Source organism: Amycolatopsis coloradensis, from assembly GCF_037997115.1.
In the GTDB taxonomy this organism is placed as follows: domain Bacteria; phylum Actinomycetota; class Actinomycetes; order Mycobacteriales; family Pseudonocardiaceae; genus Amycolatopsis; species Amycolatopsis coloradensis_A.
On sequence record NZ_CP150484.1, the window covers coordinates 5,034,117 to 5,047,826 of the forward strand.

The 13,710-nt window shown below is 69.4% G+C and carries 14 protein-coding genes and 1 pseudogene; 4 read left to right on the plus strand and 11 right to left on the minus strand.

The window, feature by feature from the left end; genetic code table 11:
• Positions 1–5: 5 nt before the first annotated feature.
• Positions 6–758 carry a LysR family substrate-binding domain-containing protein gene (locus tag LCL61_RS23535; RefSeq protein ID WP_340681708.1) on the plus strand — a complete coding sequence of 251 codons (753 nt, stop codon included), beginning with the start codon at positions 6–8 and terminating at the stop codon, positions 756–758.
• Positions 759–824: 66 nt separating this feature from the next.
• On the opposite strand, the gene LCL61_RS23540 is transcribed toward LCL61_RS23535, so the two are convergent.
• The 3 genes from LCL61_RS23540 to LCL61_RS23550 all read right to left on the minus strand — a co-directional run bounded on the left by LCL61_RS23540 (position 825) and on the right by LCL61_RS23550 (position 2,843).
• Entirely contained in the window at positions 825–1,175 is a 351-nt protein-coding gene (locus tag LCL61_RS23540) for a DUF5997 family protein (protein ID WP_340688658.1), read from the minus strand.
• A 250-nt stretch (positions 1,176–1,425) separates the two neighbouring features.
• The gene (locus LCL61_RS23545; protein ID WP_340681709.1) at positions 1,426–2,451 is read right to left on the minus strand and encodes a DUF1648 domain-containing protein; all 1,026 of its coding nucleotides are present in this window, start codon (positions 2,449–2,451) and stop codon (positions 1,426–1,428) included.
• Positions 2,448–2,843 (minus strand): GntR family transcriptional regulator, encoded by a 396-nt coding sequence (locus tag LCL61_RS23550; protein WP_340681710.1) that lies wholly within the window; start codon positions 2,841–2,843, stop codon positions 2,448–2,450. The genes LCL61_RS23545 and LCL61_RS23550 overlap by 4 nt, the downstream gene beginning before the upstream one ends.
• 71 nt (positions 2,844–2,914) lie before the next feature.
• Here LCL61_RS23550 and LCL61_RS23555 point away from each other — a divergent pair, with 71 nt between their 5' ends.
• Entirely contained in the window at positions 2,915–3,277 is a 363-nt protein-coding gene (locus LCL61_RS23555) for a hypothetical protein (RefSeq protein WP_340681711.1), read from the plus strand.
• Here the strand turns inward: LCL61_RS23555 and LCL61_RS23560 are convergent.
• Entirely contained in the window at positions 3,274–3,768 is a 495-nt protein-coding gene (locus LCL61_RS23560) for a hypothetical protein (RefSeq protein WP_340681712.1), read from the minus strand. The two genes, LCL61_RS23555 and LCL61_RS23560, sit on opposite strands and share 4 nt — an antisense overlap.
• A gap of 214 nt (positions 3,769–3,982) precedes the next feature.
• On the opposite strand from LCL61_RS23560, the gene LCL61_RS23565 reads away from it, so the two are divergent.
• Entirely contained in the window at positions 3,983–5,119 is a 1,137-nt protein-coding gene (locus LCL61_RS23565) for a serine hydrolase domain-containing protein (protein WP_340681713.1), read from the plus strand.
• A gap of 34 nt (positions 5,120–5,153) precedes the next feature.
• On the opposite strand, the gene LCL61_RS23570 is transcribed toward LCL61_RS23565, so the two are convergent.
• On the minus strand, positions 5,154–5,447 hold the full coding sequence (locus LCL61_RS23570) for an isocitrate lyase/phosphoenolpyruvate mutase family protein (protein ID WP_340688659.1): 294 nt from the start codon (positions 5,445–5,447) through the stop codon (positions 5,154–5,156).
• 345 nt (positions 5,448–5,792) lie between these two features.
• Between LCL61_RS23570 and fusA the strand changes: the two genes are divergently transcribed.
• A complete protein-coding gene (gene fusA, locus LCL61_RS23575) occupies positions 5,793–7,832 on the plus strand; it encodes an elongation factor G (RefSeq protein ID WP_340681714.1) in 2,040 nt (679 codons plus the stop codon).
• A gap of 96 nt (positions 7,833–7,928) precedes the next feature.
• Here fusA and LCL61_RS23580 read toward each other — a convergent pair whose 3' ends face one another.
• The 6 genes and pseudogenes from LCL61_RS23580 to pdhA form a co-directional block, all read right to left on the minus strand.
• Complete coding sequence (locus tag LCL61_RS23580; RefSeq protein WP_340681715.1) at positions 7,929–8,711, minus strand: PE-PPE domain-containing protein; 783 nt, start codon at positions 8,709–8,711, stop codon at positions 7,929–7,931.
• 70 nt (positions 8,712–8,781) lie between these two features.
• The gene (locus tag LCL61_RS23585; protein WP_425341929.1) at positions 8,782–9,060 is read right to left on the minus strand and encodes a VOC family protein; all 279 of its coding nucleotides are present in this window, start codon (positions 9,058–9,060) and stop codon (positions 8,782–8,784) included.
• Positions 8,969–10,354, minus strand: a pseudogene (locus LCL61_RS23590) (MFS transporter); the annotation flags it as partial. The gene LCL61_RS23585 and the pseudogene LCL61_RS23590, both read right to left, overlap by 92 nt.
• Positions 10,355–10,435: 81 nt before the next feature.
• Positions 10,436–11,629, minus strand: a complete 1,194-nt coding sequence (locus tag LCL61_RS23595; RefSeq protein WP_340681718.1) for a dihydrolipoamide acetyltransferase family protein — start codon at positions 11,627–11,629, stop codon at positions 10,436–10,438.
• Positions 11,622–12,620 carry an alpha-ketoacid dehydrogenase subunit beta gene (locus LCL61_RS23600; RefSeq protein WP_340681719.1) on the minus strand — a complete coding sequence of 333 codons (999 nt, stop codon included), beginning with the start codon at positions 12,618–12,620 and terminating at the stop codon, positions 11,622–11,624. The genes LCL61_RS23595 and LCL61_RS23600 overlap by 8 nt, the downstream gene beginning before the upstream one ends.
• Positions 12,620–13,708: a pyruvate dehydrogenase (acetyl-transferring) E1 component subunit alpha gene (pdhA, locus tag LCL61_RS23605; RefSeq protein WP_340681720.1), complete on the minus strand. Its 1,089-nt coding sequence runs from the start codon at positions 13,706–13,708 to the stop codon at positions 12,620–12,622. The genes LCL61_RS23600 and pdhA overlap by 1 nt, the downstream gene beginning before the upstream one ends.
• Between the last annotated feature and the right edge of the window lie 2 nt (positions 13,709–13,710).

Here is a 13,710-nt window from a genome sequence, read left to right on the forward strand (position 1 = left end):
GCCCCATGACCGGCCCGGATAGCCCAACCTCCTTCAAGCTCGCGTACGTCCCCGGCGTGACGCCCTCGAAGTGGGTCCGGATCTGGAACGAGCGGTCGCCCGGCGTGCCGCTCGAACTCGTCCAAGCGACCGCGGCCGAGGCCGCGGCGCTGGTCCGGGAGCGCGAGGTGGACGCCGTCCTGCTGAGGCTCCCGATCGATCGCGAGGGGCTGCACGCGATCCCGCTCTACACCGAGACGACCGTCGTGGTCGTCCCCAAGGACCACCTGGTCGCCGCCGCGGACGAGGTCTCCGTCGACGACATCGCCGACGAAATCGTGCTGCACCCGCTCGACGACACGCTGGACTGGGCCGCGCCGCCGGGGAAACCCGCGTTGGAGCGACCCGCCACCACGGCGGACGCCATCGAACTGGTCGCCGCCGGTGTCGGGCTCCTGGTCGTCCCGCAGTCGCTCGCGCGGCTGCACCACCGGCGTGACCTGACCTACCGTCCGATCTCCGGTACGCCGGAGTCCGGCGTCGCGTTGTCCTGGCCGGACGAAGAGACCTCCGACCTGATGGAGCAGTTCATCGGGATCGTGCGCGGCCGCACGGTCAACAGCACGCGCGGGCGGCAGCAGTCCCCGGAAAAGCAGGCGCCGGAGAAGAAGACCCCGGCGAAGAGCAAGCGCCCCCAAGCTGCCGGCCGGAAGCCGCAGACCGGGAATCGCCGCACTCCTCAGGGCGGGAAGCGCGGCAAGCCCCGTCGTCGCGGTTAGCGCCCGCGGGCCGAGGTTGCGAAAGTGGCTTTCGCAACGCTTCCGGCGCGGCAAGCCCGTCGCCGGTCAGCTTTCGCTGCGGGCGGCCTTGAGGCGCGCCTCCTCCTTGCGGACCTCGGCCTGCGTCTCGCGCTCCCGCTTCAGCCAATCGGGGTTCTCGTTCTTGACCGCTTCGATCTGCTCGGTGGTGAGGGCACCTGTGATCCCGCCGCGCGCCAGGCCGCTGATGGAGACGCCCAGCTTCGCCGCGATGACCGGACGCGGGTGCGGCCCGTTGCGGCGCAGTTCCCGCAGCCACTCGGGTGGCTCGGCCTGCAGCGCGTTCAGTTCGTCGCGGGAGACGACACCCTCCTGGAACTCCGCCGGGGTTGCCTCGAGGTACACACCCAGCTTCTTCGCCGCTGTCGCGGGCTTCATCGTCTGAGGGGTTTTCTGCGACGTCATCCCCTCAGGGTAACGAGCGGCCCGGGCACCGCCGATCACACCCGGTGATCAGCCCTCGGACTGGTCTTCGAGAAGGCCCGGCAGGGGGCGCCGGCGGGGTGTCCGGATCGGGGCCTTGCAGCGACTGGCCCGCGTCGTGCCCGGACAGCCAGGCGTCGAGCACCTGCTTTCCCACGAAGTCCGGCACCACGGCCACGGTTCCTCACCCACGGCCAGGGTATCGTCAGCCGCCCTTCGCCGGGAGGGTCACGACACCGAATCCGGCCAGCACCCCCGTCACGGCGACCGCGGCGAGGACGACCCACGCGATCGGATGCCCGAGATTGAGCGTCCAGTAGGTCCCGACCCGCCGGTGCACCAAGAGCGCGGGGTCGTTCCGGTTCAGGTAGACCATCCCGGCGGCGTGCCAATAGCGGTCGTCGTCGCGTTGTTCGTACCGGGTCTCCGGTTCGTCGCCGGTGGGAGACAACCGGTGCCCGGCGTCGCCTGCCCGGACGGAGAAGACGATCCACGCGATGAAGGCGGCGACGAGGGGCAGGTGGCCCACGATCGTCGTCGGCACCGTCGTCTCGACGAACTCCCACTGCTGGAGCGAAACGACGAGCATGGTCGCGTTGACGCAGCCCGCGGAGATCAGCAGCAGGCTGAGCACCCCGTGCAGGTACTCCTTGTACCGCGAAGCCGACGCCGACGGCTGTGCGGCGTCGATCTCGGGTCTGGCCCGGGAGATCGCGATGGTCAGAGGCGGGATCAGCACGAGGACCAGGATCTGCGTGAGGACCGTCGAGAAGTTCGTCGTGCCCTTGGACAGGCCGATGACCGCCGTGACGACGGTCAGCAGCGCCGCCGGCGCCAGCAGGATCCACTGTGGACGTACCGGATCCGAGCGCAGCGAGGTGTCGGCGATGACCGCCTGCCGTGTCCCGGCATACCAGCCCTCCTCGCGTTTCGCGGCGGCGATCGAACGACTGGCCAGGCCGCCGAGCAGCGAACAGGCCGCGACGAGACCGACCAGGACCATCTCGGGTGCGAGCCCGTCGATGAAGACGAGGGCGCAGGCGACAACCGCACCTACCGCGATTCCCCGGTTGTAGCGACGGCGCGCGAGGAGGATGACGGCCTCTCCGGTGCGCCGGGCCGGGACCCGGACGCCGAAGGGAAGAGTCGGCCGCGCCAGCGCGGGTGCCGAGGCGAAGGTGGCCGCGGTGAACGCGATCAGGGAAAGGTTCAGCCAGAGCGGTCCGGTCATCGCCGGGCGCTCACGGCGAAGGAGTCCAGCACGGACTCGCACCGGCTGGTCACCTCGCGCGGGCCCAAGCCCAGCGCGACGGCTTCGGCGAGCAAGGTGCGCAGACGGTCCTGCCATTCGTCCGCGTAGCCGTCCTCCGCCGGACCCGAGGACGCGTCACGCCGGACGACCGCGCCGGTCTTGCGGTTGATCCGGATGAAGCCCTGCGTCCGCAGCAGGTCATAGGCCTTGTTGACGGTGTGGAAGTTGATCCCGAGATCGGCGCCGAGCTGCCGGGTGGAGGGCAGGGCGCTGCCCTCGGCCAGTACGCCGTCGGCGACGGCTTCGACGATCCGGTCGCGGATCTGCTGGTAGATCGGAACCTCGCTGTCGAGGTCGAGAGTCAGCAACACCCCGCAAGGATATCTGCTATACACTTGCTATAACAACTACATCAGATGGCTATGGAGGGAAGGCGGTCACGATGGCGACGATGGACATCACCGAGGTCGGTGTACGGGTGCGGTTCTCGGCCTGGGAGCGGCTGGCCGTGTGGCGCGACGAAGTGGTCGTGCCACGGGCGGCGATCAAGGTCGTCGAGCAGGTCGACGCGCCCTTGCGGCGGACGCGCGGGGGACGGGTCGGCGCGCTGATCAGCGGAGTGCTGAAGGTGGGCTACTGGGGTCTGGGCACGGGGATCCGTCAGCTGGTGTCGGCTCGCGGAGGTGTGCCGGGGCTGCGGATCGAAATCGATCGCGAGGTCGCCGGGCTCCCGATCGACGAGGTGCTCGTGAGTGTGCCGAACGCGGCGGAAGTCGCCGGGGCGCTCGCGCCGAGCAACGCCTAGAGGTAGTCGAAGAACCGGTCCCACCACGACGGCGGCCGGTCCGCGGGATAGAGGGTGTCGAATCCGCTGATCCCGGTGTACTTGGTCCACAACGGGTGTTCGGAGACGGGCAGGTAGCCGAGCGCTTCCAGCTCGTCTTCGATCTGTCTTCGGACCGGTGCCGGGAAGAACTCCCGTTCCTCGTCTTCGTCGTAGCTGCCCGGATTCCCCAGCGTCACCGCGACGAGGCCGCCGAAATTGCTGACCGTGACGGTCACCTGGTCGCGTGCGGAGATCGCGCTCGCCGGGAGCACGATCCTGCCGAGGTGGCTGGCGTCCTGGACGTGGCGGTCGACTTCGCAGGTGCAGCCGAATCGGCGAGAGAGACGTTCGGCCAGTCGCTCGAAGCGAGCCCGTTCGGCCGGTCCGTCGAAGTCGTGCGGCACCTCCCAGTGGCCGGGTTGGTCCAGCTCGCGCAGCAGTGCCCAGGTCTGCTGTTCGTCGAGGGGCATCGTCGCCTCCCGGCCTCGGGTGGTCTAGTCCACTTACCGAACTGACCTTAGCCAGCCGCATCCCGCGCGGACAATGGTGGGACGAATTCTCCTCCGAAAATTTTCGGCGGGGGTAGCGCCAGCGCTACCCGGGATTCGGCAGTCAGCACTCCTGATCTTCGCGCCCAGTCCGGACAGAGTCGTAGGTGTCGATCAGTTCGAGCAAGGAGTGCGAATGACAGTACGCAAGGGTGTCGCGGTCCTGACGGCGGCGGGGCTGATGGGCGCCGCGTTGACCACGGCGGCGGACGCGGCGCCTGCCAAGGGGACGGAGCTGCAGAAGGGCCTCGATGCCTTGGTGCGTCAAGAGAAGTTCCCGGCCGCGCTCGCCTATGTGGCGGACGGAAGGCGTGCGGCGTCGCTGGTCGCGGGGTCCTCGCGGATCGATCGCCAGGTCCCGGTTCCCCGGGACGGCACGGTCCGGGCGGGCAGCAACACCAAGACGTTCACGGCGGTCGCGGTCCTGCAACTGGTGGCCGAGGGCAAGGTGGAACTGGACGCGCCGATCGAGAAATACCTTCCCGAGATCGTGCGTGGCGAGGGCATCGACGCAACCAGGATCACCGTCCGGCATCTGCTGCAGCACACCAGCGGGCTGCCGAACTACACCGAATACCTCGGGCTCGAGAACTTCGAGCAGGTGCAGCACCGGTATGTCCCGAACCACGAACTGCTCGCCGCGGCTTTGCGCCACCCGGCGAAGTTCGCGCCAGGCACCAAGTGGGAGTACAGCAACACCGGCTATCTGCTGGCGGGCATGCTGATCGAGAACGTGACCGGACGTCCGATCCAGGAGCAGATCACCGAACGCGTGATCAAGAAGGCGGGCCTGAAGCACACGTACTGGCCGCAGGTCGGCGACCAGACCATCCAGGGACGCCATCCGCAGGGTTACGCCATCGGCGACGCCGCCACCGGCAAGGTGATCGACGCGACCGAGCTGGACCCGTCCTGGGGCGGCGCCGCCGGGCAGCTGATCTCGACCCCCGGTGACCTCGGCAAGTTCTTCAAGGTGTTGCTCGAAGGCAGGCTGCTGCCCGCCGCGCAGCTGGCCGAAATGCGGAAGACGGTCGACGCGCCTCTGTTCCCCGGTACCAAATACGGCCTCGGCCTGATGAGCAACCCGCTCAGCTGCGGCGGCGTGTACTGGGGACACGGCGGGGATATTCACGGCTTCGAAACCCGTGGTGGGGCCACGGAAGACGGCCGGATCGTCGGGCTTGCCGTTACCGCGATGCCGGGTACCTTCGGCGACGGGGAGAAGGGTTCCAAGGCGGTCATGGCCACTGTGGACGCCGCGTTCTGCAAGTGACGGGTGCCGGGGGTCGTGAGTGGCGATTCGGGTTCTAACGCGAATCGCCACTCACGACCGGGGCACTCCTGGCCACGCCGAGTTCCCGGAGCGCGGCCAGATCCAGTTCCTCGCCGACGTTGCCGTTCACCGGGCACGCGAGTTCGCTGACCAGTGCGGCGATGTCGTCACGGCGTCGCACCCCGATGGGGTACACGCAGTCGGCGCCGGCCTCCCGGTAGAGCCTGCCCCGCCGGATGGCCTCGGCAACCCTTTCCGGCTCCTGGATCCCGCGGTCGCCCAGGAACGCGTCGACCAGCTCGCCGGTCCGGTGATCGGTGTCCTCCAGGTTGCAGCCGACGGCGCCGGTCTTCGCCCGGTTTCCTCCGGATCCGCGGAAAACCGGTTCCCGGTCCGCGCCTCCGGTGGCTACACTCGCCGCGAATCATCCCGGCGAGGAAGGACAGGACAGTGCGTCATCACCACGCCGTCGTCGTCCCCTCGGCCCGCTACGAGGTGATCCTCGTGTCTCCGCGCGTCCGGTGCCTGCCGCGCGGCTAGCACCGGCCCGTTGACGAACGCCTGACTTTTTCGCGCCCGCTTCCCGTCGTCTCACGACGGCGAGGGCGCCTGCCCGCGTTCGCCCGAATCGCGCAGTCCGAGCTCCGGAGATCACTTTCGAAAGGCCCGCGCCATGCGCACCGTCCCCCTGTCCGCCGTCCGCAATCTGGGCATCCTCGCCCATGTCGACGCGGGCAAGACCACGCTGACCGAACGGATCCTGTACGTCACCGGAACCACTTACAAACGTGGTGAGGTCCATGACGGCACTACCGTGACCGACTTCGATTCCCAGGAGCGAGACCGTGGCATCACCATCTTCGCCGCCGCCGTCAGCTGTACGTGGAACGGCCATCTCGTCAACCTGATCGACACGCCCGGCCACGTCGACTTCTCCGACGAAGTCGAACGGTCCCTCCGCGTCCTCGACGGCGCGATCGCGGTGTTCGACGGCGTCGCCGGGGTCGAACCGCAGAGCGAATCGGTGTGGCGCCAGGCCGACCGGCACGGCGTACCGCGGATCGCGTTCGTCAACAAACTCGACCGCGCGGGAGCGGATCTGGACGCGGCCGTGGAGTCCATCCGGGAGCGGCTGCATCCGCGTCCGCTGGTGGTCCAGATGCCGATCGGGCAGGAAGACGGTTTCGCAGGCGTCGTCGATCTGCTGCGGATGCGGTCGCTCGTCTGGGCCGACGGCGCCGAGCGGGCCGAGGACGGACCGGTTCCGGAGTCCCTTGTGGACGAAGCGAACCGGCGTCGCCGTCTGCTCGACGAGACCGTGGCGGAACTCCATCCGGCCGCGCTGGACGAGTTCTGCGCGTCTTCGGCGGTTTCGACGGAGACGCTGGTCTCGGCGCTGCGCGAACTGACCCACACCGGGGAGGGCGTCGTGGTGCTATGCGGCTCGGCGTACCGCAACCGCGGTGTGGAGCCGTTGCTGGAAGCCGTGGTGGCGTATCTGCCCTCGCCGTCGGATGTCCCGCCGGTCCGGGGCGAGTACGGAGGCACGGCCCACGAACGGCCCGCCGATCCGTCGGCGCCGTTCGCGGCACTGGTGTTCAAGGTGACCTCGACCGCCACCGGGCGGTTGACGTACCTGCGGGTGTACTCGGGCACGATCCGGACTTCGGAGGCGGTGATGGACGTGGGCAGCGGTCGTATCGAGCGCGTCGGCCGCATCCTGCGGGTCCAGGCGGACCGGCACACCAGGGTGGACAGTGCCGTCGCGGGCGACATCGTCGCGGTGGTCGGGCTGAAGACGGCGCGCGCCGGCGCGACGCTGTGCACGCCGTCGGAGCCGCTCCTGCTCGAGCCGCCCGTCGTGGCCGATCCGGTCGTGTCGGTCGCCGTCGAGGCACGCACGGGAACCGATACGGAACGGCTGATGTCGGCGCTGGCACGGCTGGTCGAGGAGGATCCGTCTCTGGTCATCCGGACCGATCGCGAGACCGGCCAGATCCTGCTCTCGGGAATGGGCGAACTGCATCTGGAGGTGGCGGTGGAGAAGATCCGTCGCGACCACGGGCTCGACGTCGGCGTCGGGCGGCCTCGCGTCGCTTACCGCGAGACGGTGGCTCGGGGCGTGTCCGGTTTCGTCTACCGGCACGTCAAGCAGGACGGCGGTGCCGGCCAGTTCGCGCACGTCGTCATCGACACGGAACCCTTGGAGAAAGGCGAATTCGAGTTCGAGTCCACTGTGGTCGGTGGCCGGGTGCCGAGGGAATACGTCCGCGCTGTCGAAGCGGGTTGCCGTGACGCGCTGGCGGAAGGCCCGCTCGGCGGCCATCCGGTGACGGGTGTGCGGGTTATGCTGACCGATGGCGCCACCCACTCGAAGGACTCGTCGGAGATGGCGTTCCGCATGGCGGGGCGGTTCGCGCTCCGCGAGGCGTTGCGCGCCGGCGCGATGACGCTGCTGGAGCCGGTCGCCGAAGTGACCGTCACCGTGCCCGAAAGCGCCGTCGGCGTGGTGCTCGGCGACCTCGCGGCCCGGCGTGGCCGGGTGCTGGGGTCGGTGGTGCGCGCGGGAACGACCGTGGTCACCGCGACCGTGCCGCTGGCCGAACTGTTCGGCTACGCGACGCGATTGCGCAGCCGGACCCAGGGCCGGGGCATCTTCACGGCCCGGCCGACCGGCCACGCCCCGGCGCCGGAGGGACAGCCGGTCCGGTAGATCGACGATGGCCCGCCCACGGCACTGTGGGCGGGCCATCGCCCGAACCGCTGTCACCCGGCGATCGGGCGCCGGATGACAGCCGTCTTCAACCGGTCACGGCGCCGGGTGCGGCGGACGGCAGTTCTGCCGCGGCAGCGCGTGCGATCCGTTGGTGTACACGCCGTCCGCGATCGTGTCCTCCATGATCGAGCGGTGATCGGTGGGACGGGCCCACTGGTAGCACAAGTGCTGGGCGAAGTATCCGCCCGGCGCTTCCAGGGTGTCGAAGTGGCAGACACCGTCGGTCTCGATGCAGTAGCGGATGTACGGGATACCGCCGAAGTCGGTGCGGCCGGGACCGAACGACACGTAGCCGCCGAACGGCGACGGCGCCCCGGTGCCCGGCGGGAGCACCGCGCTGATCCCACGTCCCGGCGGACCGACGGGCTGCATCGGGTCGGCGAAGATCTTCGCCCTGAACCGCGACTTGTCCACGGCCAGCTTCCCGTCGGCGATGTCGTTCAGCACCAGGTTCGCGACCAGCGCGCCCTGCGAGTAGCCGACGACGGTGAATTCCGCGCCCGGGTTCTCGTCGAAGGAGCTTTGGGCGACACGACGGGCTTCTTCGTGCCCGCGCGCGACACTCTGGTCCATCGGCGTCTGGTCGCAGTTCGGGGCACCGAGGGCGCCCGCCGGGTAGTGGACCACCTTCTTGATCCCGCCCCGCAACCAGGCGTCGTCGTAGACGGTCGCGGCCCCGTCGCAGGTGCCGCCGATGAGGATGTAGTACCGCGCCTGGTCGGCCGTCTCGGCCTGCGCCGACGGAGCGACGGCGCCGAGCAGACCGGTGGCCAGCACGGCCGCCGCCAGGACCCCCCTGAGCTTCTTCACATTCATCGTCCCTTCGTTCGATTACGGTGCGTGTTCGAACGCTAGGGACGAGTCATGAAATTTTGATGAAACCCCGTCAGCCGTGCGCGAGCACGTTGACCACGTGACCGCCGGGATCACGGACGAAGAATCGCCGGACGCCCCAGGGCTCGTCGGTCAGTTCGTGCACGATCTCGGCACCGGACGCCTTCGCTTCCTCGTACGCCGCGTCGACGTCGTCCACCTGGATCGAGACGGCCGGGACGACGGGCGCCGTCTCGTCGTGGGTCATGAGGCTCAGCTGCACCTCCGGCCGGTCCGGATCGGCCAGGGTCACGATCCAGCCGTGGTCCATCACCACTTCGAAGCCGAGCACCCGCTCGTAGAAGGTTTTCGCCTGCTCAAGGGACTTGGTCTCGAGGTCGGCTACCACTCTCTTGATCGCCATGCGCCGATACTGGCACAGCCCTCCGACGGTTTCGGGGGAGCAGGAGCGGGGTCGCGAGCATGAGCGCTCCGGCGATGCCGACCGCCGCGCGCGGCCCGGTGAACGCGGCGAGCAGGCCCCACAGGGCGGTCAGCGAGGCGGTGGTGAGTTTTCCGGCGATCGACCAGGCCGACAGCGTGCGCGCCGCTCGGTCGAGGGGAACCTGTTCGAGCCTGCTGGTGGCGAGCACCGGGTTGAACACGCCGATGCAGGTGATCAGGCAGAATTCGACGACGATGACCAGGATCAGCCCGGGAACACCGGGCTGGACGAAGACCAGCCCGATGGGCCAGCAGACCCGCAGCCAACCGGCGACGAAGAGGACCCTGTCCCGGCCGTACCAGGCGACCACGGTCCGGGAGAGCCTCGCCCCGATCAGCCCGCCGAGACACGGCACGGCGAAGGCCACCGCGTACTCCCACGGAGCGAAGCCGAGTTGCCCGAGCATCAGGACGGCCATCAGCGGCGCGGTCGCCATGATCAGGCCGTTGACCACGATCGTGTTGACGAACAGCGGCCGCAGCAACGGGTGGGTGAGGATGAACCGCCAGCCTTCCCGCAGGTCGCGGCCGGTCAGCCGAGGGCCTTCCCGTTTCGCGGGTGGTGGCTCCGAACCACCGACCGCACGGATCCCGATCGCCGAGAGCAGATAGCTGATCGCGTCGGCGGCGATCGTGACGACCGGCCCGAAGAGGCCGACGGCGAAACCGCCCAGCGGCGGACCGAGTACGGTCGCGGTCCAGGTCGTCGATTCGAATCGGGCGTTCGCGACCAGCAGATCGTCCGGTGGCAGCAGGGTTTTCAGGAACGCCCCGCTGGCGGCCAGGAACGTGATGTCGGCGGCCGCGACGACGACGGACACGGCGAGAAGCTGACCGAAGCCGAGCAGGCCGAACACGTACGCCACCGGGACGGTCAGCAGCGCCGCACACCGGATCAGATCCATCGCGATCATCACCGGCCGTTTGCGGCGGAACTCGACCCAGGGGCCGAGCGGCAGCGCGACCACGGCGCCGACGACGAGACCGGCGGCCGCCAGCAGCGAGACCTCCGTGGTGCCCGCGCCCAGCGCCACGATGGCGATCAGGCTGAACGCGTCGAACGCGAACCTCGTTCCGAACGCGCTCGCCGCGTACGCCGCCCACAGCCAGCCGAACCGTCGTCCCAGTGATCTCCCACCCACTCGCGAGATCCAAGCAAGCCGGGACCTCGAAGTCGAACAACGTGTCGTTGGCGGGTCACAACCGCGGGTTGTGCGGCCCGCTCAGAGCTCCCCGAGCGCGGTGACCGGCGATTCGACGCAGTCGGCGATGAACCGGAGGAATCCGCCGGCGGTCCCGCCGTCGCACACCCGGTGGTCGAACGCCAGGGTCAGCTCGCAGATCTTGCGCGCCACGAGCGCGCCGTCGACCACCCAGGCGCGGTCGATGATCCGGCCGATGCCGAGGATCGCCGCTTCCGGATGATTGATGATCGCGGCCGAGCCGTCGACCCCGAACACGCCGTAGTTGTTGACCGTGAAAGTCCCGCCGGTGAGACCCGCCGGGCCGAGTTTTCCTTCCCTGGCCTGGGTGGTGCGGTCTCCGATCGCGGCCGAAAGCTCCCTTGTGGACAGTGAGCCCGCGTCGCGGACCACCGGCACGACGAGACCCCGGTCGGTCTGCGCGGCGAAACCGAGGTTGATGTCCCGAAGCTGGACGATCTCGTCGCCCTCGACGCGCGAGTTCAGTTCGGGGTACCTCCGCAGGCCCGCCACGGCGAACCGGGCGACGAGGCCCAATAGGCTCACCGGGCGATCCGGTGCCGAGGCGTTGAGCGACTTGCGCGCCGCGACGAGTCCGGTCGCGTCGACGTCGACCCAGACCGTCGCTTCGGGGATCTGACGGCGCGAGGTCGTCAGCTTGTCGGCGACCGCCTTGCGAACGCCGGTCAGCGGGATCCGCGTCTCGCCGTTCCGCTGCTCGGGGACGGTGAGCGCCGCCTCGACGTCGGCGCGCCGGATGATCCCGCCCGGACCGCTGCCGGTCAGCTTCGTCAGGTCGATCTTGTTGTCCGCGGCCATCTTGCGGACGAACGGGGAGATCACGCCCGGCGCTTTCGACGGCTTCTCGGGTGTGGTGACGACGGTGCGCGTCCGGCGGCGCCTCGTCGTGGTGGTCGTGCCGTAGCCGATGAGGACGTTGCCGCTGCCTTCGCTCGCGGTCGTCACGCCGGGTTCGGTGAAACCGGGGCCGATGGTGAGCAGCGGAGCGCCGACCGGAAGCGACTGGCCGGGTTCGCCGTGGAGGCGGGTGACGACGCCGGCGAACGGCACCGGCACCTCGACCGCGGCCTTCGCGGTCTCCACTTCGACGACGGGCTGGTCGACACCGACTGAGTCGCCCTCCGCGACCAGCCAGGTGACGATGGTGCCTTCGGTGAGCCCTTCGCCGAGGTCCGGGAGCAGGAAGTCAGGCACCGGCCACCACCGGTTCGTCGTTCCACTGCAGCCGGGCGACGGTGTCCAGGATCCGGTCGACGTCCGGAAGCTGATGGCGCTCCAATTTCGGTGGCGGGTAAGGGATGTCGAGGCCGGTGACTCGAAGGACCGGCGCGTGCAGCTGGTGGAAGCACTGCTCGGTGACCCGGGCGACCACCTCGGCGCCGTAGCCGCCGAACCTGGCGGCCTCGTGGACGACGACCGCACGTCCGGTGCGGCGCACCGAAGCGGTCACGGTCTCGTCGTCGAACGGGTTGAGCGACCGGAGATCGACGACCTCGACGTCCCAGCCTTCGGCGGTCGCGGCCTCCGCGGTCTCCAGCGCGGTGGCGACCATCGGGCCGTACGCGATCAGCGTGACGTCCTTGCCCTCGCGGCGGACGACCGCGCGGTCCATGGCCGCGCCGTCCCGGGTGAAGGACACGGGCTCCTTCGACCAGTAGCGGCATTTGGGTTCGAGGAAGATCACCGGATCCGGTGAGTCGATCGCGTCGCGCAGGAGGTCGTAGGCGTCCTGGGGAGTGCCGGGCGTGACGACGCGAAGGCCGGGCGTGTGGGTGTAGTAGGCCTCGCTCGAATCACAGTGGTGCTCGACGCCGCCGATCCCACCCGCGTAGGGAATGCGGATGACCATCGGCAGCGACAGTGCGCCGCGGGTGCGGTTACGCAGTTTCGCTACATGCGAGGTGATCTGCTCGAAGGCGGGATAGGCGAAGGCGTCGAACTGCATTTCGATCACCGGGCGGAACCCGCCCATCGCCATCCCGACCGCGAAACCGACGATGCCGGACTCGGCCAGCGGCGTGTCGAAACAGCGCTCCTCGCCGAAGTCGGCGGTGATGCCGTCGGTCACCCGGAACACGCCGCCGAGCGGGCCGACGTCTTCGCCGAAGATGAGTACGCGGTCGTCGTCCTTGACCGCGTCGCGCAGAGCGGCGTTGAGCGCCTGTGCCATCGAGATCTCGGTCATCAGGCCTCCAGTTCGGCAGCGACCAGCGCCCGCTGGGCGGCGAGTTGGCGGGTCGGGACGGCGTACACGTGCTCGAACAGCGACATCGGATCCGGCTCGACGTCGGCGTTGAGGGTGTCGCGCACCCCGGCGGCGAACTTTTCAGCCTCGGCCTGGAAGCGCTCGATATCGTTGGTGGACAACAGATTCTCGGTGGTCAGATACGTTTCGAGACGGCGCACCGGGTCGGCCGCGCGCCAGTTCTCGACCTCGGCCTGATCGCGGTAGCGGGTGGCGTCGTCGGCGTTGGTGTGCGCGTCGATCCGGTAGGTGTGCGCCTCGACCAGGACGGGTCCGAGGCCGGAGCGCGCGTGCGCGACGGCGTCGTCCAGCACTGAGAGGACCGCGACGGCGTCGTTGCCGTCGACCTGCTCGGAGCGGACGCCGTAGCCGACACCCTTGTACGCCAGCGCGGGGGCGGCGCTCTGCTTCTCGAACGGCACGGAGATCGCGAAGCCGTTGTTCTGCACGAAGAACACCACCGGCGCCTTGAACACGGCCGCGAAGTTGAGCGCCTCGTGGAAGTCGCCCTCGCTGGTGGCGCCGTCCCCGATGAGCGCGAACGCGACGCTGTCCTCGCCGCGGCGCCGCATCGCGTGGGCGAGCCCGGCCGCGTGGAGGGTCTGGGTGGCCAGCGGGGTGCACTGCGGAGCGACACGGGTCTTGGCGGGGTCGTAGCCGCAGTGCGCGTCGCCGCGAAGAAGCGTCAGGATCTCGCCCGGTTCAAGGCCGCGGGCGACGAGCGCGACGGAGTCGCGGTAGGTGGGAAAGAGCCAATCCGCGTCGGTGAGGGCCAGTGCGCTCGCGACCTGGCAGGCCTCCTGGCCGGCACTCGACGGGTAGACCGCGAGACGGCCCTGCTTGGTCAGCGCGGTCGCCTGGGCGTCGAACCGGCGGCCGAGCACCATCAGCCGGTAGGCCTCGACGAGCCGTTCGGACGGCGGGTCCGAATAGCCGCCGTGCTGGTCGACGCGTGTGCCGTCCTCGGCGAGGAACCGCACCGGGACTTCGGACGGCAGCAACGCGGCGGCAGGGGTCTCCCGCGACATGG